The sequence below is a fragment of the Lactiplantibacillus dongliensis genome (assembly GCF_005405105.1).
GTDB lineage: Bacteria > Bacillota > Bacilli > Lactobacillales > Lactobacillaceae > Lactiplantibacillus > Lactiplantibacillus dongliensis.
Genome location: NZ_BJDK01000019.1, coordinates 1 through 23,701, shown reverse-complemented (window position 1 = coordinate 23,701; position 23,701 = coordinate 1). Strand labels below are relative to the sequence as shown.

The 23,701-nt window shown below is 44.1% G+C and carries 19 protein-coding genes; 11 read left to right on the top strand and 8 right to left on the bottom strand.

Annotation, left to right across the window (positions count from 1 at the left end; genetic code table 11):
* Positions 1 to 33: 33 nt before the first annotated feature.
* Positions 34 to 1,479 (top strand): cardiolipin synthase, encoded by a 1,446-nt coding sequence (gene cls, locus FFM80_RS08450; RefSeq protein WP_171001062.1) that lies wholly within the window; start codon positions 34 to 36, stop codon positions 1,477 to 1,479.
* Positions 1,480 to 1,980: 501 nt separating this feature from the next.
* Here cls and FFM80_RS08445 read toward each other — a convergent pair.
* The 3 genes from FFM80_RS08445 to FFM80_RS08435 all read right to left on the bottom strand — a co-directional run bounded on the left by FFM80_RS08445 (position 1,981) and on the right by FFM80_RS08435 (position 5,223).
* Positions 1,981 to 2,766: a tyrosine-protein phosphatase gene (locus FFM80_RS08445; protein ID WP_137640383.1), complete on the bottom strand. Its 786-nt coding sequence runs from the start codon at positions 2,764 to 2,766 to the stop codon at positions 1,981 to 1,983.
* Positions 2,767 to 2,943: 177 nt separating this feature from the next.
* On the bottom strand, positions 2,944 to 3,915 hold the full coding sequence (locus FFM80_RS08440; RefSeq protein ID WP_171001061.1) for a GMP reductase: 972 nt from the start codon (positions 3,913 to 3,915) through the stop codon (positions 2,944 to 2,946).
* An 18-nt stretch (positions 3,916 to 3,933) separates the two neighbouring features.
* The gene (locus tag FFM80_RS08435; RefSeq protein WP_137640381.1) at positions 3,934 to 5,223 is read right to left on the bottom strand and encodes an adenylosuccinate synthase; all 1,290 of its coding nucleotides are present in this window, start codon (positions 5,221 to 5,223) and stop codon (positions 3,934 to 3,936) included.
* A 318-nt stretch (positions 5,224 to 5,541) separates the two neighbouring features.
* On the opposite strand from FFM80_RS08435, the gene purB reads away from it, so the two are divergent.
* Positions 5,542 to 6,840, top strand: coding sequence for an adenylosuccinate lyase (purB, locus tag FFM80_RS08430; RefSeq protein ID WP_137640380.1), 1,299 nt, complete (start codon positions 5,542 to 5,544; stop codon positions 6,838 to 6,840).
* Between the two features lie 136 nt (positions 6,841 to 6,976).
* The gene (locus FFM80_RS08425) at positions 6,977 to 8,098 is read left to right on the top strand and encodes a glycerate kinase (protein WP_137640379.1); all 1,122 of its coding nucleotides are present in this window, start codon (positions 6,977 to 6,979) and stop codon (positions 8,096 to 8,098) included.
* 59 nt (positions 8,099 to 8,157) lie between these two features.
* Here FFM80_RS08425 and FFM80_RS08420 read toward each other — a convergent pair whose 3' ends face one another.
* From FFM80_RS08420 to FFM80_RS08400, 5 genes are all read right to left on the bottom strand, one after another.
* Positions 8,158 to 9,096, bottom strand: coding sequence for an alpha/beta hydrolase (locus tag FFM80_RS08420; RefSeq protein WP_137640378.1), 939 nt, complete (start codon positions 9,094 to 9,096; stop codon positions 8,158 to 8,160).
* Between the two features lie 836 nt (positions 9,097 to 9,932).
* Positions 9,933 to 10,625 (bottom strand): zinc metallopeptidase, encoded by a 693-nt coding sequence (locus FFM80_RS08415; RefSeq protein WP_137640377.1) that lies wholly within the window; start codon positions 10,623 to 10,625, stop codon positions 9,933 to 9,935.
* A gap of 125 nt (positions 10,626 to 10,750) precedes the next feature.
* A complete protein-coding gene (locus FFM80_RS08410; RefSeq protein ID WP_137640376.1) occupies positions 10,751 to 11,932 on the bottom strand; it encodes a metal-dependent hydrolase family protein in 1,182 nt (393 codons plus the stop codon).
* A gap of 559 nt (positions 11,933 to 12,491) precedes the next feature.
* A complete protein-coding gene (locus tag FFM80_RS08405; RefSeq protein ID WP_137640375.1) occupies positions 12,492 to 13,379 on the bottom strand; it encodes a LysR family transcriptional regulator in 888 nt (295 codons plus the stop codon).
* 68 nt (positions 13,380 to 13,447) lie between these two features.
* Positions 13,448 to 14,863 carry a DASS family sodium-coupled anion symporter gene (locus FFM80_RS08400; protein ID WP_137640374.1) on the bottom strand — a complete coding sequence of 472 codons (1,416 nt, stop codon included), beginning with the start codon at positions 14,861 to 14,863 and terminating at the stop codon, positions 13,448 to 13,450.
* Positions 14,864 to 15,413: 550 nt separating this feature from the next.
* Here FFM80_RS08400 and FFM80_RS08395 point away from each other — a divergent pair.
* The 8 genes from FFM80_RS08395 to FFM80_RS08360 all read left to right on the top strand — a co-directional run bounded on the left by FFM80_RS08395 (position 15,414) and on the right by FFM80_RS08360 (position 23,439).
* Positions 15,414 to 17,768: an FAD-binding protein gene (locus tag FFM80_RS08395; RefSeq protein WP_137640373.1), complete on the top strand. Its 2,355-nt coding sequence runs from the start codon at positions 15,414 to 15,416 to the stop codon at positions 17,766 to 17,768.
* Between the two features lie 497 nt (positions 17,769 to 18,265).
* On the top strand, positions 18,266 to 18,676 hold the full coding sequence (locus FFM80_RS08390) for a hypothetical protein (protein ID WP_223877321.1): 411 nt from the start codon (positions 18,266 to 18,268) through the stop codon (positions 18,674 to 18,676).
* 55 nt (positions 18,677 to 18,731) lie between these two features.
* On the top strand, positions 18,732 to 19,526 hold the full coding sequence (locus tag FFM80_RS08385) for a hypothetical protein (protein WP_137640372.1): 795 nt from the start codon (positions 18,732 to 18,734) through the stop codon (positions 19,524 to 19,526).
* Positions 19,516 to 20,199, top strand: a complete 684-nt coding sequence (locus FFM80_RS08380) for a hypothetical protein (protein ID WP_137640371.1) — start codon at positions 19,516 to 19,518, stop codon at positions 20,197 to 20,199. The genes FFM80_RS08385 and FFM80_RS08380 overlap by 11 nt, the downstream gene beginning before the upstream one ends.
* Before the next feature lie 2 nt (positions 20,200 to 20,201).
* Positions 20,202 to 20,933, top strand: a complete 732-nt coding sequence (locus FFM80_RS08375; RefSeq protein ID WP_137640370.1) for a hypothetical protein — start codon at positions 20,202 to 20,204, stop codon at positions 20,931 to 20,933.
* 20 nt (positions 20,934 to 20,953) lie between these two features.
* Positions 20,954 to 21,586: an ATP-binding cassette domain-containing protein gene (locus FFM80_RS08370; protein WP_137640369.1), complete on the top strand. Its 633-nt coding sequence runs from the start codon at positions 20,954 to 20,956 to the stop codon at positions 21,584 to 21,586.
* Entirely contained in the window at positions 21,576 to 22,103 is a 528-nt protein-coding gene (locus FFM80_RS08365; protein WP_137640368.1) for a hypothetical protein, read from the top strand. The genes FFM80_RS08370 and FFM80_RS08365 overlap by 11 nt, the downstream gene beginning before the upstream one ends.
* 613 nt (positions 22,104 to 22,716) lie before the next feature.
* On the top strand, positions 22,717 to 23,439 hold the full coding sequence (locus FFM80_RS08360; RefSeq protein ID WP_137640367.1) for a hypothetical protein: 723 nt from the start codon (positions 22,717 to 22,719) through the stop codon (positions 23,437 to 23,439).
* The last annotated feature ends 262 nt before the right edge of the window (positions 23,440 to 23,701 follow it).

Genomic DNA, 23,701 nt, shown 5'->3' with positions numbered 1-23,701 from the left:
TGAGATTATCAATAAAATAGGTGGGTGCCTCAATTGCAATATATTTTGCCAATTTTAAACATCATCGTTGTGATTAACGCGGTTGCCGCGGTCATTACGGTGTTCCGGGATCGGCGCGATATTGCGGCGACTTGGGCATGGTTATTGGTGCTAGTGATGATTCCGGTGGCCGGATTTATTGCCTACGCCTTTCTCGGCCGGAAGCTGCCCAAAAATCGTTTATTCCGTTTAAAGAAAGAAACCCAGATTCGCTTGGAAGAAGCGATTCAGCGCCAACGTGATGAATTAGGCTCGGAACTCTTACCTGCCGATGCGGTCACAAGTTCGGTGCGTGGGATGGTCAGTTTATTCCTGAATTCAGACGGCGCGTTACTGAGTCGGAAGAATCGGGTCAAGATTTATACTGATGGTCATGCGAAGTTCCACGCGATGTTTCAAGATATTGAAGCGGCTAAGAAGCACATTCATATTGAATATTATACGTTCTACAACGATCGCATTGGGAACGATTTGTTACACCTGCTGGAACGAAAAGCCGCGCAGGGTGTCGATGTGCGGGTCTTGTATGATCCGTGGGGGTCAATGGGAACCTTCCGTAGTTTCTTCAAGCATTTAGAAGAACTTGGCGGTCATGCGCGGCCATTCTTGGGCGCCCATTCCGCCATACTCGACTTTCGGTTGAACTTCCGTGATCACCGTAAGATTGTGGTCGTTGATGGTCGGGTTGGCTACGTCGGTGGCTTCAATGTGGGTGACCAATATTTAGGTCGCGATAAAAAGTTCGGTTATTGGCGTGATACCCATTTGCGGATCGTGGGTTCGGGGGTCTTTGAACTTCAGGAACGGTTCATTCGTGATTGGAACGCGACTGATGCCGATCATCGAATCGAACCCAACAATCAGATGTTCCCAGTCATCAAGGTTAAAGGGAACACGTCACTACAGATTGTTTCCAGCGGTCCCGATAGTGATGCCCAACAGATTAAGTTAGGCTATATTAAGATGATAACCACAGCTCAACAGCGGCTTTGGATTCAATCGCCTTATTTGATTCCGGATGATTCCGTGTTAGATGCGATTCGGATTGCGGCCATGTCGGGCGTTGATGTTCGGATTATGGTGCCGGACAAACCGGACCATGCCTTTGTTTATCGGGCCACGCAGTACTATGCGCGGGAATTAGCCGAAGCCGGGGTCAAGATTTATTATTACAACAATGGCTTTATCCATGCGAAGACGATGGTCATCGATGGTCAGATTGCCTCAGTAGGGTCGGCGAATATGGACTTCCGTAGTTTTAAGCTGAACTTTGAAGTCAATGCGTTCTTGTATGATACCGACTTGGCCCAAGAGTTAGAAACAATTTTTTTAGCGGATCAGGCGAAGAGTAGCTTGATCACCGTGCAAGACTTTAAGCAACAATCATTCTGGTTGAAGTTTAAACAAATATTTTCCCGGCTGTTATCACCAATCTTGTAATTGAAAAAGCGTTGGACTTAGTTAAATTAACTAAATCCAACGCTTTTTTAATATGGTGAGGTTTAAAACTCTAAATCGATTATAAATACTGTTAGATAAGGGGAATCAGTGCTAATTGGATTGAATTGCCACTCTAGTTGGCCCAGAATCGGCTGGAACGTGGTGGCCACGTTTTCGAGCCGAAGGGCGGTCTCGAAAGCCGGGCTTTATCTAAGTCGAAAATCATGACTAAGATAAACGACACCACTGAGCCAATTCTGGGCCGCCCGCCGTTAATTAATGGATAGTTATAAATTAACGTTAATTCACTGCAATCAGGATTTTAGCTGAGAGGTTGGTCTCTAAAATGCTCAGCCGTTTCGTTGCCCTTAGTGTGAGTGGTCTGCTCGGGCTTAGGTCAAGGTCAGTTTTGAAGACTGACCTTTGGCTTCAAAATGGCCCATGGCGTTCCAACATTTTAGAAACCAACCGTCAGGCGGCAAGCTAAACAATCGTCAATCGTCAATCGTCTAAGTAAAGACGCCGCAAGTCATTAATATCGGCTTGGCTAAGTCCTAAGACTTCCCGTAAGTAGCCAATGCCACCGCCATAGAGGTCATCGAAAACGGCAAAAATCATCTTTAAGTTGTCAGATTCAACGTTTAAAGCTGAATTGAAGCGACTAGCTAAGTCCCCATTGTTTGCTTCTGTAATGATTGTGTCATTGTCGACTTGGTCGGCTGCCATAAAGACGGCGTTGGTCAGTAAGTAGTCCTGAATAATTGTTTCCCGCGGTACATCTAGCGCCGTCATAATCAAAGTACCCGCAACGCCAGTCCGGTCTTTACCAGCCGCACAATGGAAGAGCACTGATTGGTTGGGTTGGTCATTAGCCAGCAATGTACTGAAGAGCTGTTGCCAGACTTTGACCGGATGACTGTCGGTAATCATCCGCGCGTAGACTTGGGTGCCGAAAGTGTCCGGTGCCACTAACCGTTTAAAGAGTCGTTTGAGGCGGCGGTCAATCCGACGGTTATCGCTGAACGGATACACGGAGGTATTGATATAGGTCGTGTGCTTGGGATAGCGGTCCGGCGACATTTGGGTCTCGCTGGTTTGTCGGAGATCAATGTCGTAGCGTAGGCCATAATCATCTAAGTAGGCCAAGTCATTGGCTGATAGGAGCGACATGCCCCCACAACGCAAGAGTTTTTGCCATTTGATTGTTTGACCGCCAGTAGTGGCGTAACCGCCGAGTTCGCGGAAGTTAATCCCATGTTCTAAACGTAAAACCCGATTATGTTCCATCTTGATTACCTCGATTAGTAGTCGTCCTGGCAACTGCCAAGACATCATTATCTTAAGTATAACTGGTTTGACCAGTGAACGTCAGGGAAAAGGCGTTAAGGATTTACTAAAATCGAGGGTGTACGCGTGCTAGATCAACAAAAAACGAGCTTGGCCTTAGCCAAACTCGTACGGTACTTAATCACCATTATAGATTGAATTTTTGACGACCACATAATCACACTTGGTAATCGCTTTGAGATCGCGACCGCCAGCATATGAGATTGACGACTGGAGATCTTCTTGCATTTCTTTCAAAGTATCGGCTAAGTGGCCCCGATATGGGACTAACATCTGCTTGCCTTCAACGTTTTTATGTTCACCTTTTTGGGTCTCACTGGCGGAACCGTAATATTGCTTATATGTTTTGCCATCAATCTTGAGAATATTCCCGGGTGATTCTTGATGACCGGCCAACATGGACCCAATCATGACCATCGTGGCGCCGAAACGCATCGACTTGGCGATATCACCGTTGGTCCGCACGCCACCATCCGCGATGATGGGCTTCCGGGCAGCCTTGGCACACCAACGCACAGCCGCTAATTGCCAGCCGCCAGTGCCAAAGCCCGTTTTGACCTTAGTGATACAAGCTTTCCCAGGACCAACGCCAACTTTAGTGGCATCGGCGCCAGCGTTTTCTAGGTCACGTACGGCCGCTGGGGTTGCGACGTTCCCGGCAATCACGAAGCTATCCGGTAAGGCCGCTTTAATGTGCTTGATCATCTCAATCACACTGTCAGCGTGGCCGTGAGCGATATCAATCGTGATATATTCAGGCACAAGCTTATCGGCGGCTAAAGCGTCAACAAAGTCATGTTCACTTGACTTTACGCCGACTGAAATTGATGCAAATAGCTGGTCAGCATGCATCGTTTCGATAAAGTGGCGCCGTTGTTCCGGTTCAAAGCGGTGCATGATATAGAAGTAGCCGTTTCCGGCCAACCACTTGGCAAGGTCATCGTTAATGACGGTTGCCATATTGGCTGGGACGACCGGAATCTTGAAGCGACGGCCGCCAAGTTCAACGGTCGTGTCCGCTTCTGAGCGGCTATTAATGACACATTTGTTTGGAATTAGTTGAATATCTTCGTAATCAAAAATCTCCATGTCAATCGCTCCCTTAAACTAGTCCCAGATATTTTGGTCGATCACGTTAGTTTGGTCGCGGTCAGGACCAACGGAGAAGGTCGCCACTTTAACGCCAACGAGGTCTTCGATCCGCTTCAAATAGTTACGGGCATTTTCAGGTAATTCAGCTAAGGTCTTCACGCCGGTAATATCTTCGTCCCACCCAGGTAATTCGTCGTAGATTGGTTTGCAAGCTTCGAGTTCTTTTAAGCTAGCGGGGTAATGATAGATGGTTTCACCGTTTAAGTCGTAAGCCGTACAGATTTTGATGGTTTTTAAGCCGGTCAAAACGTCTAAACAGTTCAAACTCAAATGTGTTAAGCCTGAAACCCGCTTAGCATGGCGGAGAACGACACTATCGAACCAACCGATTCGACGGGGGCGTTTCGTCACGGTCCCGTATTCATGGGCCGTTTCACGAATGAAATCGCCAGTTTCGTCGAATAATTCAGTTGGAAATGGGCCGTCACCAACACGTGAGGTATAGGCTTTTAAGACCCCGACACAGTTATCGATTTTTGAAGGGCCGACGCCGCTCCCAATCGTCACGCCCCCAGCAACGGGATTAGATGAAGTGACGTAAGGATAAGTTCCTTGGTCGATATCGAGCATGACGCCTTGTGCGCCTTCGAATAAGACCCGCTTGCCATTATCTAACGCATCATTGATGACGACGGAAGTGTCAGTCACGAATGGCTTGAGTTCTTGACCATAATTATAGTAAGTTTCAAAAATATCATCGAAGTTAAGGGGTTCTAAACTGTATAGCTTGGTGATGATTTGGTTCTTTTCTTCAAGGTTACGTTTTAAGAGGGCGGCAAAGGTGTCCTTTTCCAAGAGATCCGCAACCCGAATCCCGATTCGTTCGGCTTTATCCATGTAAGCCGGGCCAATCCCTTTGTTAGTCGTCCCAATCTTGTCGCCAGCTTTGGCTTTTTCTTGGGCACCATCTAAGGTGATATGGTAAGGCAAGATAACGTGAGCCCGGTTGGAGATGCGTAAGTTATCCGGATTAACCCCGTTGTCACGGAGGTACTGGAGTTCTTCAACTAACGACTTTGGATTTAAAACCACGCCGTTCCCGATGATACTGGTCTTATCATGGAAGAAAATCCCTGAAGGAATCAGCCGTAATTTGAAAGTTTTACCATTAAATACGATGGTGTGGCCGGCATTATCGCCGCCTTGGTAACGTGATACCACATCTGCTTCCTGACTTAAAAAGTCCGTGATCTTTCCTTTACCTTCATCGCCCCATTGGCTCCCTACTACTACGACTGATGCCATAATTTTCCACCTCATTAAATTATTTTAATATATGAATGTTTAACAGCAATGGGTGGTCAAACGTTCACCAACCCAACAGCAAGAAGTATAGCAATTTTAATGACCGAGTGCAACCCTAAAACCGAATGTTCTTAATTTACTAGTTTATAAACGTTCATGGTTATTCGTGATTCACCGGAATATAACGATTTTAATATGAAAAGTAATGAAAATTAACTAGCTATTTTCAGCGTTCGTTCCTATGATTTGCAAGACGGGTATGATATAATAATGTTCGTGTTTTGTTAGTAAATGAGGTTATAGAAATGAGGATTAGCAATGATTGATCGTTATACGCGTCCAGAGATGGGCAAAGTGTGGTCCCTTGAAAATCAGTACCAAGCTTGGTTAGCTGTTGAAATTGCCGCCGATGAAGCCTGGGCTGAATTAGGCAAGATCCCCGCGGCAGATGTCGCTAAGATTCGTAAGAATGCTAAATTCGATGTAGATCGGATTGCGGAGATTGAAACCGTGACTCATCATGATGTCGTGGCCTTTACGCGCGATGTGTCCGAATCACTCGGTGACGAACGCAAATGGGTCCATTATGGCTTGACTAGTACTGATGTCGTTGATACGGCACAAGGGTACCGGTTAAAGCAGGCCAATGCTATCATTCGCCAAGATTTACAAGACTTACGCGCAACGTTAGCGTCACAAGCTAAGAAGTACAAATACACTGTTGAGATGGGTCGGACGCATGGCGTGCATGCTGAACCAACAACCTTTGGCTTAAAGCTAGCCCGTTGGTATTCCGAAATTAACCGTGATATTGACCGTTTTGAACATGCCGCAGCCGGCGTAGAAGCGGGCAAGATTAGTGGAGCGGTCGGGACGTTTGCTAACATTCCACCATTCGTTGAACAATTCGTGTGTGATCAATTAGGTATTCGGGCCCAAGAAATCTCAACGCAAGTCTTACCACGGGATTTACATGCCGAATACATCGCCACTTTAGCGTTAATCGCGACGAGTGTTGAAGTCTTCGCCACTGAAATTCGTGGGTTACAAAAGTCGGAAACCCACGAAGTTGAAGAATTCTTCAATAAAGGTCAAAAAGGCTCATCAGCGATGCCGCATAAGCGCAATCCAATTGGTTCTGAAAATGTGACCGGTTTGGCTCGTGTAATTCGTGGCCACATGATGACAGCCTATGAAGATGTCCCACTCTGGCATGAACGCGATATTTCGCATTCATCGGCGGAACGGATTATTTTACCTGACACCACGATTCTAACGGATTACATTTTAACCCGGATTAATAAGATTATCGGAACGTTGACCGTTTTCCCAGAACGGATGAAGGAAAACATGGGTGATACTTATGGTTTGATCTACAGTCAACGGGTAATGTTGAAGTTGATCGATACCGGCATGTCACGTGAAGGGGCCTATGATTTAGTCCAACCATTGACGGCGAAGTCTTGGGATGAACACTTACAATTCAAGCCATTGGTGGAAGCGAACGCTGAGATTCGACAACATTTAGACCAAGCGGCAATTGATGATGCGTTTGATTATCATTATCATTTACGCCATGTGGACGATATCTTTAAGCGTCTGGGTTTGGATGACTAAAAACTAATATCAATGATGAGCGACCTGGCTGCGGCTGGGTCGCTTTTTTTCGGCAGCCATGAGCATTTCGGCGTATGATTGATGATGGCACGCTGGTAACGATGACAGCGAATAGCGAAAAGGAATGGTGAGTGCAGTGCGGGCATTAGTAGCAATTGATTCATTTAAAAATTCAATGACGAGTATTCAAGCTAATCAAATCGTGGCGGATCAACTAGCCGCCCACGGGATTAGTGCCGATCAAATCGCGATTGCGGATGGTGGTGAAGGAACGGTCGCTGCCTTTTTAGCGAATCAAGCGGGTGGTGAGTTAGTTTCGGTCGCAACGGTGGATATTGTTCAGCACCCGATTACAGCTAGTTACGGGTACTTTGCCGATCAGCAGCTGGCCGTGATTGAAGTGGCGGCGGCTTCTGGTATTCAGTTTGTCACCGATCGACTGACGCCTAGTCAAACCAATACATACGGCACCGGTCTGTTGATTAAAGATGCCATACAACGTGGGGCTAGGCAGATTGTGGTTGGTTTAGGTGGCAGTGGGACCGTTGATGGTGGTGCGGGTATTTTACGGGCACTGGGCTATCAGTTCTTTGATGCCGATGACCACGAATTGATGATGGTTGGTGCTGACTTAGGTCAAGTGGCACGGGTTGAGACTGGGCAAGTCCTACCAGCGTTGGCAACGGTTCAGTTCGTCAATGCGTCGGATGTGACCAATCCACTGACCGGTGCACAAGGTGCGGCGGCGATCTTTGGTCCCCAAAAAGGGTTATCCCAAGCCGCTATTGGGTCTTATGATGCGGCGATGCAACACTTTATGCAAGTGTCGACCGGTCAAGTCAGTGATCACCTTGGCGATGGTGCGGCTGGTGGCATTGGGTTTGCATTGCGGTATTTTCTAGGTGCACCAGTTCAATCTGGGTTTAAACTGGTGGCTAAGCTCAGTGGGTTAGCGGACCGGATTCAAGCTGTTGACTGGGTGATTTCCGGTGAAGGTCAAGTCGATGACCAAAGCTTTATGGGCAAAGTGCCGATTCAAATCAGTGAATTGGCTCAAGCTGCCGACAAGCCATGTTACTTATTAGTTGGTAATCAACAAGGGGCGAATCAAGCCTTTGCGGAGCATGGCGTCACGGCGGTCTTGCCGATTGTGGACCATGTGTCAACCTTAGCTGAAGCGATGACCCAAGGATCGGCTAACTTGGCGAAGATGGCCGATCGATTGGCGCGCATTGTGACTGCGGTCAGCCGTCACTAAACTGAATTTAAATCAAATAGGTGGTGAAAACTGTAAAAGTTTTCACCACCTATTTAGGTTTAGTCGTCTAGATAACGATTCAAAAAGGCACTCACATGCTTTTCGTAAGCCGCGGGGCCAATCCAAAAGCTTTCCGCGTGCGTGGCATTCGGCACTTGCCACATCATCTTAGGTGCGGTTGTTGCACGGTAGTTTTTCTTCAACATCCAACTGGGGACGTAGACATCTTTTTCACCATGAATGAAGAAGATTGGTAACTTATTATGGCGTAACTGTTCAACAGAACTGACATCGCTTAAGAAATAACCCATACGGTGGCGATTGATAAAGCTAACAATTGGCACAAATGGGTATTTCGGTAAATGAAATTGCCGTTTCAATAAGTAAGCTAATTCTTCTTCAATACTGGTATAGCCACAGTCGGCGATGATGGCTTTTACTTGTGGTGGTAATTCTTCACCGCTCATCATCTCAACGGTGGCCCCACCCATACTGACACCAAAGAGGACGATTTCGGCTGACTTGCCGACCGTCTTAATGACTTGATCGACCCAACCAAGGTAGTCGCGCCGATCTTGCCAGCCAAAACTGATATATTTGCCGGCACTTTTACCATGACCACGATCATCTGGCAACAAGACGTTATAGCCCATGTTATGGAACATGTAGGCGTAATTCGCCATGGTTTCGCCGTCGCCTTTATAGCCGTGTGAAATAATAACCGTTTTACGACTATTGGCCTTAGCCGGGACATATTGCGCCACGAGACGGTTTTCAGCATCGCCCAGGTTCAATTGCCACTTTTGAATCGGCTGCCGATATAACCAGTTGACGTAAGCCCAATAAGCATCCGCGTACTTTTGTTTGTCAGCCGAAGTTTCAGGGACGTAATCGACCCGTTTGAAAGCAAAGTTATATAACTTTTCACTAGCTAACAGCGTGGCGGTAAATAACGTTAGGGGCGTCGCTAATGCCGCGACCCAACTACGCTTCTTCATGTAATCACTCCTTATCAAGCTTCCTCGATTATCATACGCTTGCCGGTTTTAGAATTGCAAGTTTTCTGAAAGTAAAAATAAAAACCATCGCTGTTAAGCGACGGCAAAAGGAGTAGTTCTTTTCGTTAGGTTGGAGTGCCCAACGAAACTAATTTTTCATTAACTTTGGAGGAGTAAATGAAAAAGATTATGGTAATTGAGTGACAAGTTCAACTACCATGTTCCTAGTATAACGACTTGGTGGGTAAAAGTTAAAGTGATATGTGTTAAGTTATGGAAATTGTAAAGTTTTCGTTTAAACTGCCGGTCGTTTTTTGGGGGCTAGTTGGCTGAAACGCGTTCGATCCAACTGGCGACTCCGCTTGCTACGCCACGCCAACAATGCCGGAAGGTCACCGACATCATTGACTGGCTAGGCAATACTCGTCACCAACCCGTTGGCTCTCTCAGGCATTTGCTTCAAACTTGCCGAAACGTGTTCGGCAAAGCTGGTGACTGTGCTTGCTACGCTAAGTCAACCATCCGGAAGCCCACCGGATAATTGATTTAGCTAGGCAATGCTCGTCACCAACCCACTTTGCCTCTCACTCTACAAAAAAACCACCGTACGGGGATACGGTGGAAAAAGGAGTAGGGTAGTCAGGTGATGGGGAGTCACCTGACGTTATTAATTTCATTACTTTGGAGGAGTAAATGAAAAATTTTAGGTTGTAGATAGTAACAATGAGCTTTACCTCAATTGCTATGATGCTATCATACCGAGTGCCTGTGAAGAATATGTGAACGAACTGGTGCAATGTCGTGAAAAAATCCCTAAGCATTTGTTAAGCTAACTTTTAATCGTTGTCGCGATTGCCGCCGAATAAGAGCACCAGCCGCAAGAGTTGTAGGAAAGTCGATAGCGCCGCGGCAACATAAGTTAGCGCCGCTGCGACTAAAACTTTGCGAACCATCGGCACTTCGGTTGGCGTTAGGACTTGACCATCTGACAAAATCTTTAAAGCACGCCGGGACGCATTGAATTCTACGGGTAAGGTGACTAGTTGGAAAAGTAACGCTAACGAGAATAAGAAGATTCCGATATGAATTAACGTTGTGTTGTAACTCAATAAGACCCCGACGATGATTATTGGTAATGATAACATTGACCCGAGATTGGCGGCGGGAACTAAGGCCGTTCGTAAGCGCATCGGCCAATAATTGACGTGATCTTGAACCGCGTGTCCGCATTCATGCGCCGCGACACCAATTGCGGCAACTGAAGTTGAGTTGGCGGTAGATTCAGACAAGCTGAGTACCTTAGTCTGGCCGTTGTAATTATCAGTTAAGTCGCCACTGATGGCCTGGACGCCGACATCTTGAATACCAGATTGCGATAAGATAAAGCGGGCCGCATCGCTCCCGGTCTGGTTGCTTTGGCTACGGTAACTATCATAATGATGGAACGTGCGGTTAACGTAGCTGGAAGCGGCCATCGAGATGATTAAGCCGATAATGACGAGAAAGTAAGTTGGGTCAAAAAAGAACAAAGTGGGTTCCCCCTTCAAGTTTTAATTGTTAAGGGGTATTCTAGCAAATTTTGTGACGTTTGCCTACTGAATAGTGGCTATCAAAAAAGATTGGACGCTAGCCCAATCTTTTTTAATGCCTTAGTTTAATACACTTGGACGCCTGCTTTATAGACGGCCTTGTCTAATTGTTGGACGGCCTTGACGTCCGCTAACGGATCGCGGTCTAACACTAAGAAGTCCGCAATTTTATTTTCGGCTAGCGTTCCATAATCATCGGCGATGTTTAATAACGCCGCTGAATTTTGATTGGTCTGTAAGGCAGCAAAGTTCGGCGCACCATTACGGACCATTAATTCGAATTCAACTGGCGTCATTGAGAAGTCATTATAGGGCGTACCGGCATCGGTTCCCAACGTGATTTTTACGCCGCGTTGACGAGCATGTTCGATGTTGACGCAAATATCGCCCCAGGCATCGGCGGACTTTTTGACTTCCCAGTCGGGTAACTTACCCGGGCCAAATTCAGGAATCGTCCAAGCGGCGACTAGGGTGGGTGTCAAGTAAGTGCCTTGATCGAGCATCATGTCGATCTCGTCATCGGTGACGTAACAGCCGTGTTCGATCGAATCAACGCCGGCTTTGATGGCGTTATAGATGCCGGGATTGCCTTCCGCATGGGCGGCGACAATATTACCCTTGTGATGGGCTTCGGCGACCGCGACTGACATTTCTTCAATGGTCAATTGCGGATCATCCATAAAGTCACCAGGGGTCATGACGCCACCGGTTGCCATGAGTTTGACCGCTTTGACGCCATCACGCAGGGCCGTCCGCACGGCTTTACGCATTTCGTCTGGTGAATCGACTAGTTTGCCGAAGTTTGGCAAGTCACCATGACCACCCGTCATTGAAAATGGCTGGCCAGACGGTAAAATGTTGGGAATCTTGGTTAATTTACCAGTTGCGCGTAGTTTCTCAAGTGCGACGTCGATGTTAAATGTACAGCCGCATTCGCGAATATACGTTACACCTGATTTTAAGAGTTCATGTAAATTTTGAACGGCGCGGACCGTCGCCGTGACTTCATCGACGCCAGTGTCGCCACTGCCGACTTTGGGGTCCATCGTGATGTGCGTGTGAGCATTGATCAACCCCGGCATGACATATTTGCCATTGAGATCAACAACGTGGTCACTGCTTGGCGCGGTCCCGGTCCCTATCGCGGTAATGCGACCAGTATCATTAACCGTGAACCAACTATTAGCTTGAATGGCGTCATGGGCGCCGTCGAATAACTGGCAATTCTTGAATGTAGTTTTAGACATATGAATTTCCCCCATCTTTAAAGTAGTGCCAGCTTACGATAGGATGTTGTAGTTGGTCAACGAAATGCCGGTGTGATGGGGACTTTGTTAGGTGAGCTAATGGGTTGGATTGGGGTGCGGACTTACTAAACGGGTTAGAAAATTGTGGTAAAAGGGAGATTTTAGGACTGTTGAGGCCTAAGTAGTGCTAGTGACAGCGGCTTTTTTGTGAATTTGCCGAAACGTGTTCGGCAAAGCTGGCGACTACGCTTGCTACGCCAGTCAATAATTCCGGACAGTTCATCGGTATCATTGACTAGCTAGGCAATGCTCAGGGGCACCCGTTGGACCTCACACTCTAAAAACCACCATCCGGGGAAGAATGGTGGAAAAAGGGATAAAACTTTAAAGTTAGGGTATCACACACACAATTCATTACTTGGGGGCGTCAATGAATTTTAAAGTTAGGATGTCGTTCGGGAATGGGGCGTTCCTTAATTGACTATGCCTAAAGTATAGCCGCGGCCTGTGAACAAACTGTGACGGCTTTCGGCTAAAGCCGTGATTTTGAGTCGACTAATTATCCTTGGGTTGGAATCTGTTTGAGTAAGCTAATGCAATGAACTTGTCGGGCCGTTGGTAAGAAAGACTTGCGGACGACGAGTTGCATGTAGCAGGTAATTGCTTCACTGGACTTTAATGGCACGGCCACGACGTCTTGGCTCAGCGAGACCGAACCGGCAATCACGAAGCCGATGCCGAGATTACGGGCGACTAATTTCTCAACTAATTGATTCGAATGGGCCTCGTAGATAATATTTGGCTGCAGTTGTCGCTGCTGGCAATATTGTGCTAAAGCGGTGCGTGGCAACGAGTGTGGTAAGCGCGCGATGATGGGGACTTGTTGTAAATCAGTCGCTTGGATCATCGATTGCTGGCTGAGCGGGTGATGGCGATTAACGAGTACGCAAAGTGGGTGGGTCGTTAATTGAAAGACCTGCAAGTCTGCTGATTGCATCGGCTGTAAGGTCGACAAGATGGCAGCGTCCAACTTATGGTGATGGAGCTGGTCGAATAAAGGTTCCGACATTGCGACGGTCGTAGCAATAGCTGGCAGTAAGTGGTGATGCGCAAAGGTTTCAATGACTGTTGGCAACCAAATACTGGCGGCGTTATGTGAAAATCCTAGTCGAACCTTTTGATCATCGGCGTGCTGGACGTCTAAGGCTACTTGAGCGAATTCTTGAATGAGCTTGCGCGCGCGAATATATAGGACTTGACCGGCAGCGGTCGTGACTAAGCGGGCGCGATGATTGGCTTGGCTTAATAGCTGGGTGCCGTATTGGGTTTCTAACCGTTTCAAAGCAGCCGAAATGGCGGGCTGGGTCACTTGAAAGTGTTTGGCCGTGGCCGTGTAGTTGCCGCTCTCGACTAAGTGACAATAGTATTTTAAATCGCGCTCATTCATTAAAAAACCTCCCCTAAACTAAGTTAAGTATAGCGTAAATTAGTTTAGGAGCGGCTTTTAATTTTTGATTACCAGAGGCCGATAACCTTGGTCCATAAGAGACCGCCACCCAGCCAGATGACGTTGAAGATAACCCCAATCAGGGCGCTTAGCTGCCACCATTCTTTATTAGAAACGTAACCAGTACCAGAAAGCAACGCAGCTGGACCGGCTGAATAAGGGGTCGTGGACAAATAGATTGACCCACAAAAGGCCAGCATTAAGGCCGCTAACGTATGGGGCACTCCTGCCCCAATCGCTACGGAGAGAAAGCCAGCATACAGGGCGGAGATTTGGGTCGAGACACTGGGGAACATGTAATGTAAGTAGAAGTAAGCTAAGAATAAAATGATTAAGACAAACAGCCAGCTCATCCCGTGCAAGGCGTTACCCAACGTCTTTGAGAACCATGGGAAGAAGCCTAATGTCATGAGTTTTTGAGACATTAACATAATGACTGATAACCACACTAAGATATTCCACGCAAAGCTTTCTTTTAACATATCCTTGGTCGTTAAGACCCCCGTGATTAAGAGGATGACGACCGCAATAAAGCTGACTTCAGTGGCGTCAATACCAAGCTTGGTCCCCACGAGCCAGAGCCCAATTGCTAAGACGAAGGTCGTTAACATGATCTTTTCACTCAAGGTCATTTTACCGATTTCTTTTAGGCGGGCATCGGCCCATGCATGGGCATTGGGCGTTTCTTTGACTTCGGGTGGATAGACTTTGTAAAGGACGAACGGAATGATTAAGAGGGAAAGAATCCCAGGAACACTCGCAGCCGCAAACCATTGTAACCAAGAAACGGTGATTCCTTGTGTCTTAGCTAGACCTAACGCGACCATGTTCCCAGCCAGCCCAGTTAGAAACAGGCCAGAAGTAACGTTGTTGATTTCGTATTCATTAAAGATTAGAAATGAACCTAATTTGCGTTGGGTGCCTTTTTTCGGATCAGAACCCATCTCGTGCGAGAGGTTATCGATGATTGGATACATAATCCCATTGACCCGGGCATTGTTACTTGGAATGCCAATGGCTAAGACGGTATCGACGGCTGATAATGCATAAGCTAAGCCCAACGTGTGCTTACCGAATAACTTGACGAAGAGGTAGGCGATTCGTTTACCTAAGCCGGACTTGATGAAGCCAGCGGCCATGAACATACACATCGCAACCATCCAAGCGGTCGAGTTCCCAAAGCCCGCCGTGACTTCATCCATCGTAAAGATTCCTGATAAAGTTGCAATGGTGATCCCAATTAAGGTTGTCGCCATCATTGGCAGTGGCTTGGTAATGCAGGCCACGATCGTTGCGACGAAGATAGCAAATAAATGCCAAGCGGCGGTATTAATATCGGTGGGTTTGAATGGTGTCAGCAGCCAGATGGCGATGCCGAGAATTAAAGGTAAGAGAAATGCTTTCCAATTGATTTTGCTAATCATAATTTTGAGCCCCTTTATGCTGATGGTTTGAACCATGAATAATGGCAATCACGATCATCGACGCAACCGTCGTCAGTGATCAATTGATAAAAGATTCACATGAATGTGGAGGTTGAATCCGCTTGCTTAAGATTCATGAGGTATCATAACTTTTATTTTGTGAATGTCAATCCTTGGATAGGGGGTATGAGTAATAACTAAGATTGGGTAGTTGCTTGAATGCTGATTTAACAAGGATAATAAATAGAAGAGCGCTAGATAATAGTTATTGTTACGTGGCTTTAAACGTTAAATGTCGGTCTTATGATAGTCATATTTATTAATAATATTTATGGATAGCAAATTATTATTTAGCTAAAGTAAGCGCTTTACATAGTGATAATCAAGGTATTAAAAAAATATAAAGCTAATTTAACCTGATATATCAGGCTTTCATCAGCTTAATCAAAATTGCACATTGCCTTTTCGTCAAAAGTCGTTATATTGACCTCGTGAACAACCACACGCTGTTAAATGAAATCAGACATAAAACTGAAAAGGACTGTTAATTATGAAATTAGTCGCTATTGTCGGTACGAATGCCGAAAAGTCGTATAATCGTGAATTACTACATTACATGCAACATCATTTCAGTGCCCAGGTCAGCATGACTGTGGCTGAGATTGATCAAGTGCCATTATTTAAAGAACCTAGTAAAGACGCTGAATTACCAGCCGCTGTTCAAACCTTAGCCGATCAAATCGATGCCGCTGACGGGGTCATTATTGGGGTACCTGAATATGATCATGCTGTGCCGGCTGCTTTGAAGAGTGTCATCGAATGGCTCTCATATAGTGTGCATCCGTTAAATGGCAAGCCGCTAATGATTGTCGGCACGTCCTTAGGCATCCAAGGTACGTCACGCGCCCAAGATGAATTACGACTAATCTTGAACTCACCTGGGGTTGGCGCGACCGTCTTACCGGGTAATGAATTTATGTTGAGCTTTGCACCGAAAGCCTTTGATGACCAAGGGAGCTTAGTTGATCAAAAGACGATTAGTTTCTTGGAAAGTTGCTTTGTGCATTTCACGCAATTAGTTAAAATGCAAAACGGTACGCCAGCGTTGGCCGTTAAATGGCAAGGCAATTATGATGTGATCGTGTTAGGCTTTGGTGGCGCCGGGGCCTCTGCCGCACGGTTTGCCGCCGACAATGGCGCGCGGGTCTTAGTTGTTGAAACGGCGCCTTATGGTCGTGAAGGTGGGAATACCCGTTATTCCGCCCAACACGTGGTCATGGGTGAAAACTTAAAAGATTTGACCGATTACTATCATGGCTTGAATGGCGCGTTTGTGACCCCGGAAAAGACTTTGCAGGCTTATTTACGGGGCATGAGCCAGATTCCCGCTTACTTTGAAAATTACTTAGGAATTAAAGCCGTTAGCTGGAAGCATGATGTCAAGCCCGGCGATGCGGTTGATATGAAGAAGACGATGGCGGAATATCCAGAACTAAAGGGTAGCGAGACGGTTGATTTTGCCCTAGTCCACAAACGTGACAAAGATGCTGGCTTGTGGAAAGTTTTGCGGCAAGAAGTTATGGATCGGACTGACAAGATTGATGTTTGGTTGGAGTCACGGGCTCAAAAGTTGATTCAAGAACCCGGGACGGGCATTATCCGTGGCGTACAAATCAAACGTCACGATCAAGTGATCAATGTGCATGCGAAAAATGGGGTCGTCTTAGCGATGGGCGGCTTTGAAAATAACCCTGAACTCGTCCAAACTTACTTGCATAGTAAGCGGCTAACACCATTAGGCACGCTCTATAACCGTGGTGATGGGGTTAAGATGGCCCAAACGGTGGGTGCCAAGATGTGGCATATGGCCAACTATGAGTCACATGGCGTTTTACCAGGTTTGACCTTTAAAGAAGCTGATAATGAACGTGGTCGGCAATTGAACTGGCCATTATTGAAGCAAGGAAGTATCTTAGTGACCGCTGATGATGGAACCCGTTACTTCCCAGAAGATGCCCCGCATCGGCATGGTCACATTAAGACCCATGGCTCATGGTTGATTCCAATGAAGAACTTGCATCCATACTTGATCTTTGATCAAGCCCAATATAATGACTTTAAGCAAGAATTAGCCACTAACGGTCGGTTACCTTACCCCCAATTTATGGATAAATTGATCTCTGCGGATTCTTTAGCTAAATTGGCCACCCAAATGAACGTACCAGCTGATAATCTAGCAAAGACCGTTGCTCGCTTTAATCAATTTAAAGCAGCTGGTGAAGATTATGAATTTGGCCGGCACGTTGAGAGTATGCGGGCCTTTGATGATGGGCCTTACTATTCGATTGCGGTCGCTAACGATGTCCTGAATACCCAAGGTGGGCCTGAACGCAATGAAAAGGCGCAAATTTTAGGCGTCAATAACCAACCGATTCCACATCTTTATGGTGCCGGTGAACTCGGTGGGATTGTCTCGAACTGTTACCAAGGTGGCGGTAACTTAGCGGAATGCTTGATCTTCGGTAAGTTAGCTGGCGAACAAGCGGCGACTGAGAAAGCCGACGCCGATGATGTCGAGGCTGATGACGTTAACGGGGTCAATGACATTGTGGACACCGAGAATGCGGCCAAGGTCGATCTTGGCGCTAATCAGTATTTAGGCAGTTCGAACAGTGGTTTAGGCGGCAAGATTACCGTGCGGGTCACGTATCGCGCCCAACAGATTGAAAATGTCGAAGTCGTTCAACATCATGAAAGTGAAGATGTTGGCTTAGTTGCGGTTGACCAAGTGCCAAAAGAAATTGTGGCTGCTAATTCGACCGATGTTGATGCGATTTCTGGTGCATCGGCTTCTAGTCGGGCAATTAAAGAAGCGGTTCAGGATGCGCTGAAACACGTGAAATAATTAATGTTGAAGACACTGGCTGGTAAATAACTAGCTAGTGTTTTTTGTTGTACAAAACAGGCCATGAAAACCCGTGAAAGATGTTTTCTGTGGTCTACTAAAGATTCAATTGGTAGGAAACATTTTAACTAACACCAAAGGCATTAATAGTCACTTTTTTTTGAGTAATAGTAAAAATCTGGTATTGCTGAAGTGACGTTGAAATGGCGTAAAAAGTTAGAGAAAAGCAATTATGAAAATATAAAGAGAAAAAAACTTTTTTGGTTATTAATGAGAAAACTGCGCGGCTATAGGGCGTCTGGGTGTAAAAAGAATGTGTCTAAGTTGTGTTAATCATGGGATTGAAGTTCCTTGTTTAGATATAAGCAAACGAATTTGTTGATATAAAAATAATGATTATGATTAGATGCTGATTAAAAAGTTATAGACAGCTGCTGACTTTATCATGTAGTCTTATGCGAACAGAACCGAAAAATGAAAATTGGGGAATCTTTCACTTGAATGCGAAAGCGTTTTTTGTGGTCGGTACTTTAGCACTTACGCTTATGGAAAGTGGGATCAGTATTTTATCAGTTTCAGCCGATACCGTTGATACTTCTTGGTCAAATAAATATACAGTATGTAGCATGTGCGATCATACACCAGCTTGTCAGAAGAGCAGTCGTTCTGCCTATTATAATTACACAAATTATGTTAGTTCATCGATGAAATATATCAATATTCATGCAGCTTTATACGATGGACGGGACGTTTCAGGTCATCGTGGATATAAATCATATACTGGTTCAACAACTCATTTATGGAATAATGCAATTGAATCGACTGGAAATGGTATTTCAGTAAGAATTGATCGTATTCGTAAGGCAAATGGAACTGCATCTGGCGTCTGGAACCCAGATGTTAAGTAAGTGAAATTACAGATTCGGCTCTGTAATACATCAACTTTTTAGGAGGAACGAGACAGTGGACTTAATATTTAAACGATTAGATTATCGTGTTGTAACACTTTATTTTGGAATGGCGTTAATTTTACCGATAATTCAAATCTTTCAGTCACTTAATAAGCGGTTACTAGTTAGTAATACTTTTTTTGATTCACCATATACGAAATGGATTGGTATCGACAGCTTTCATTTTTCGGCAACAGCTTTTTACTTGCTATTGCCATTATTAGCGGCACTGCCAGTCAGTACATTGATAAGAAAGGATTTAGAGATAGGCTTTTTTGCACAACTCCAAGTTAGAATAGGGATGAGAGCAGTCTTTAAATCTTATTTTTTGTGTGCTGTTACCATGGGTGCTGTAATCGTCATGATACCGTTATTAATTAATTTAGCGGGTTACTTCTTATTGTTACCTGATAGTCATCCAGATCATCTGTTGAATAATAATATTTTGGTGATTAATCGAAATACGCTACTGGTGAGTTTGTATTACCAGCACCCGTTAATGCATGCGTTGTTATCGATCCTTTTTGCAGGCTTTTGGGGTTCGTTGTTTTCAGTATTTTGCTTAGGTTGGTCGCTATTAATTAGTAATCGTTTTGTTGCATTGACAATGGGATTTATCTTGCAATTGGGGATGATCCTTTTTCAAGGGATGACCGATTTAGCTGCTACTTTTGTACCAATGTACTTTGTTACGGAGACAAGTCAAAATGATTTACAAGTAGGCCTGGTTATTTTAATTACCAGCATTATGATAGTGGCGACAAGTCTACTAGCTATTGGAGGACGCCGTTATCGAATTGTTATGTAGTATTTGGGGTCAAGAATGGTATCGAATTCGGGCCCAAAAAGGCTTATTGTTACTAATTACGCTAATCGCTCTGGGTGGTGGATTGATGTCTTTTTGGGGCCTGTTTGTGCATGATACACAGACATTTGAGGCACTTTATGAATGTACGTTTGATCGCTTTTTTATTTATTATGTTCTTTTACCACTGACAGTGGTCACAGGTGCGATGGTTACACGTTATCGATTAGTGGATAGTATGCTTTGCCAACAGCGATGTGCATTGTATTATCAAACAATTTTTCAGAACTTAATCACGACTAGTTTGATTTGGTTGGGGTGGAGTTTGGCGTCACTATCGTTGTTAGTTATCCGTTTGTGGCAGCAGTTCCCTGTACCATTCATGATTGCCAATGGATTGGGTATAATTTCACTTTGGTTAGTCCAGTTGATTTTTAATAGTAGTTTTTTAGGACTCTATTTCTTGTTTAAGAATAAAGTGATTGCGGTGATTGGTGTACTCGCGGTTAATGTCGGTATTTTTGAATTGAGCATGCGTGGTCATCAGACATTATTGTATGAATTTACAAAGCTAGGCGGGACTGTAGGACGACTTGGTCAAATTTGGTTGTTAATTATTGTGATTATTGCGATTAATCTGATTACTTATTGGCTAGTCTTAAGGCGGGAATTTTAAAGATGGGACGCTTATGGCAAGTTCAATACAGATATTATTGGCAACTAGTCAAATATCGCTTTTGGCTAGTTACGCTCAGTATTAGTGTTGCGAGTTGTTTAGTGGGAACACAGCTTTGGGGAGACATTTGTCTGAACATTGTTTCTAAATTTTTTATGGGGCCAACCACAGTGGATTTACATCAACATGAGATTGTTTTTCCGAGTTTGTGGTTGTGCTATTATCTATTTCCATTAATCATTGTTGGAAATAGTTTTCAAGTGCTGTGGAAGCAGCATGTGGTCCAACTGTTGGGCTATCATTTTTCTAAGGCACATTTTGGGCAGTTGAATTTAATTTTAGTGAACTTGGTGGCTTTTTTATATACAATACTGGGAATAGGCAGTATGGCAATGATTAGTTGTGTCAATAATACTGTGCCACTCAGGATTGGTGTATTACAAGGCATTAATGCTTGGCTGATTTGGGGATTATTGGTATATGCGGAAGTTTTGTTAATTCTTTTGTTTCAATTACTGGGGAATCTAATTAACACTGCTTTAGGTCTGTTTGGACCGACAGTTTTATTGGTCCTAACCATTTATTGGGATAATCGCTATAACCCGTTAAATTTAAGTGTTTTTCAACGAGCATCGGATTTAAATATGACAACAATATTGGTATTAGTGGGCAGTCTTTTGAGTTTAATACTGAGTTATTATTATTATTATTATCGTTATTGCGAGGTTTATTGAAGATAGAGAGGAATGAGGTTGTGAGTTTAATTGAGTTAGTGAAGGTGTCGAAAAAGGTCAAAGGCCAAACTTTGCTAAATGAGGTGAGTTTAACGATTGAAGGTGGAGAAATTGCTGTTTTTGAAGGAATTAATGGTTCCGGTAAGACGTTGATTTTAAAAGCAATACTTGGTCTGATTAAAACGACCGGTCAAGTTAAGATTAAAGGCCAAGTGTTAAAGGCAGGGGAGGCCTTTCCAGTTCAGGCTGGGATTATGATTGAAAGCCCGAGTGTTATCGAAGAATTTACTGCTAAAAAGAACTTAGCGTTATTGGCCAAGCTTTTACCAAGCGTGAATGATGTTCAGATAAATCAACTATTGACTCAATTTGAATTACCCAACACTGGTTCAAAGCGGGTTAGGAAATTTTCGTTAGGAATGCGCCAAAAACTGGGGATTGCGCAAGCGATGCTAGGAGTTAGTGAGCTAATTATTTTGGACGAACCGACCAATGCATTAGATGCTGAAAGTGTTGATAATCTAGTCGAATATATTCACCAGTTAAATCAGCAGGGGAGTACGTTTTTAATTGCTTCGTACGATCGTGAATTTGTTGCCCAAGTAGCTACCAGAAAGTTTATGGTCAAGGCAGGTCAAGTTAATGAAGCTTAGATCAAAGATAGTGCTATTAATGACGCCTGGACTGCTTGGTGTAGGCTTTGTAGTCAGATACCGAATGGTGAATCGTAATTACCATCGTCAAACTGTCAAAGAAGTGATAGTTAAGCAAGGTGAATTAGTCAAAGATAAAACTGTCCATTTTAAAATACTGAGTGCAGAAACTAAATTAACTGCTACTGAAGCTTTCGCAAGTGTGAGGATCAGTGTCAACCAGATTGGGCCGGGAAACTATGGTTTTAAGCACGATTACCCTTATTACGATGAAAATATGTGGTTTAATATTCCTTACGGCTATTACAGCGTTGCTAAAGGGGCAGAAAAACCACATGGGGGTCTGTTAAACATGGCTGAAATGGAGAGACCAGGCACTAGAATGATTGTGATGAATTTTCGAACGCCAATTGATAACTATCGTGGTCGCAATGGCACTTCACGCTTCAGTTTCTTGGTACCACAAGACTCAAATCGATTTATTAAGTATTCGTATTTATTGAATTTTGAATCGTAGGGTAAACTGATTCTGTGAAATGATAAAGGTTGACCCCACATGTGATGTGGGGCCAAAGATGATGAATTTATTTTTCAGTTAAAGGTACTCTTAGGAATCTTATAAATTGTCTGTGCAACAGGGCGTGTGCCGTTTTTATGAAAGTGTTGGCTGACAAAAATATCGTTTTCCTTTAGCTGAATACCCTCGATTTCGTTATCTTGCATCCGTGAAGTGATTTGTGAAGATACGAGCTGAATAACCATATTAGGAAAACCATTTCCCCAGAAGTATTTGCCAATTTTAGGTTGGTCGAGATTGTTGTAATTGTGAGTACCACTTGAAATGTAAATGGCCCTGCCGTCAGAAAACTCAAGTCCTTGGGTCGAATTAGAATTAGGTACTCCCCAGTGATTATTATCAAATTGTACTTGGTCTTTGCAAGCCGCTTTAACTGGGGCTTCTTCACAACCAATCTATTTGTAAATTCATTGTTTATAATATCAGAATAACCTTTGGAGACTGAATATTAAGCTTGTTTTCACAATATATTTAGTATTATAAGAATATACAATTTGTATCTTTTATTTTAGTGCGAAAAATTATTGATATTAGAAAAAATTAGGAGATAAAAATGAGAAAAGTACAGTGTTTAGGGTTAACGGTGAGTGTGTTATCATTTCTAACTGTTATAATTATTCCGTATAAAATAGCATCCGCAAATAATCACTTTTCACATTATACAGAGCTGAGAAATGATGGCTCAAAAAGAAATGTAGAAACGAATGGTAAGTATGGATTGTTTACTAAACCCGGAACTGAAAGAGGCGCTAAGCAAGTGCTCTCTAAAAATATTTTAAAAGTGATGGGTACGTATTCACAGAGCGATCGTGATTATTACTATAGCCATGCTTTAAATAATCATAAATATAAAGGCTCGAGATATTATTTTCGGGTGTACGGTTATAAAAAGGCTACGAACGGTGCTATTTATTATCGTGTTGTTACAATGAATGGTGCGTACCGAGGTTATATTTATGGCGGTCATAACCTAACTAAATTTGGTGGGGGAATTAGAAGTGCACAAACGACGAAAAAGCTTAGAAATGGTCTTGATGTCGGGCCCTATTACTTGTCGTATACATCGCTATTAAAATTTCCTCAGTATACACAATATGGGAAAAATAGTGAAGTTGCCACAATTGATGGTGAACACGGTAAAGATCCTTTTAGACTAGGTAAGTCATATACGCTACAGCGTACTCGTGAAGGAGAAAAATTTGTCTATCTTAACGATCTTATGCACCCTAAAATAAAGGGGTGGACACAGTCAATTAGTACGGATTACCAAGAATAGATTTATGATGAAGTAGAGCAAGAGAAAGCGCACGCGCATAAGTGTACAAAATTAAAGAGTGATACATGATGAAAAATGGGTGTATTTATGTAGCTCTAACAGTGGTTCAGGATGCGCTGAAACACGTGAAATAGGGTTCAGTAAACTGACAGGTTGAAAAAAAGTCTTGCGGAAATTTCAATAATTAAAGTGAACCCCCAAGGTTGGACAGAAAAATCCAATTTTGGGGGTTTCATTTATGAGTAAATTTAATTTCGATTTT

Coding starts and splice junctions, on each gene's coding strand:
- FFM80_RS08445 (WP_137640383.1), bottom strand. CDS start 2,766: ATGGAACATAATCGGGTTTTACGTTTAGAACATGGGATTAACTTCCGC.
- FFM80_RS08440 (WP_171001061.1), bottom strand. CDS start 3,915: ATGGAGATTTTTGATTACGAAGATATTCAACTAATTCCAAACAAATGT.
- FFM80_RS08435 (WP_137640381.1), bottom strand. CDS start 5,223: ATGGCATCAGTCGTAGTAGTAGGGAGCCAATGGGGCGATGAAGGTAAA.
- purB (WP_137640380.1), top strand. CDS start 5,542: ATGATTGATCGTTATACGCGTCCAGAGATGGGCAAAGTGTGGTCCCTT.
- FFM80_RS08420 (WP_137640378.1), bottom strand. CDS start 9,096: ATGAAGAAGCGTAGTTGGGTCGCGGCATTAGCGACGCCCCTAACGTTA.
- FFM80_RS08410 (WP_137640376.1), bottom strand. CDS start 11,932: ATGTCTAAAACTACATTCAAGAATTGCCAGTTATTCGACGGCGCCCAT.
- FFM80_RS08405 (WP_137640375.1), bottom strand. CDS start 13,379: ATGAATGAGCGCGATTTAAAATACTATTGTCACTTAGTCGAGAGCGGC.
- FFM80_RS08400 (WP_137640374.1), bottom strand. CDS start 14,863: ATGATTAGCAAAATCAATTGGAAAGCATTTCTCTTACCTTTAATTCTC.
- FFM80_RS08395 (WP_137640373.1), top strand. CDS start 15,414: ATGAAATTAGTCGCTATTGTCGGTACGAATGCCGAAAAGTCGTATAAT.
- FFM80_RS08375 (WP_137640370.1), top strand. CDS start 20,202: ATGGGACGCTTATGGCAAGTTCAATACAGATATTATTGGCAACTAGTC.
- FFM80_RS08365 (WP_137640368.1), top strand. CDS start 21,576: ATGAAGCTTAGATCAAAGATAGTGCTATTAATGACGCCTGGACTGCTT.
- FFM80_RS08360 (WP_137640367.1), top strand. CDS start 22,717: ATGAGAAAAGTACAGTGTTTAGGGTTAACGGTGAGTGTGTTATCATTT.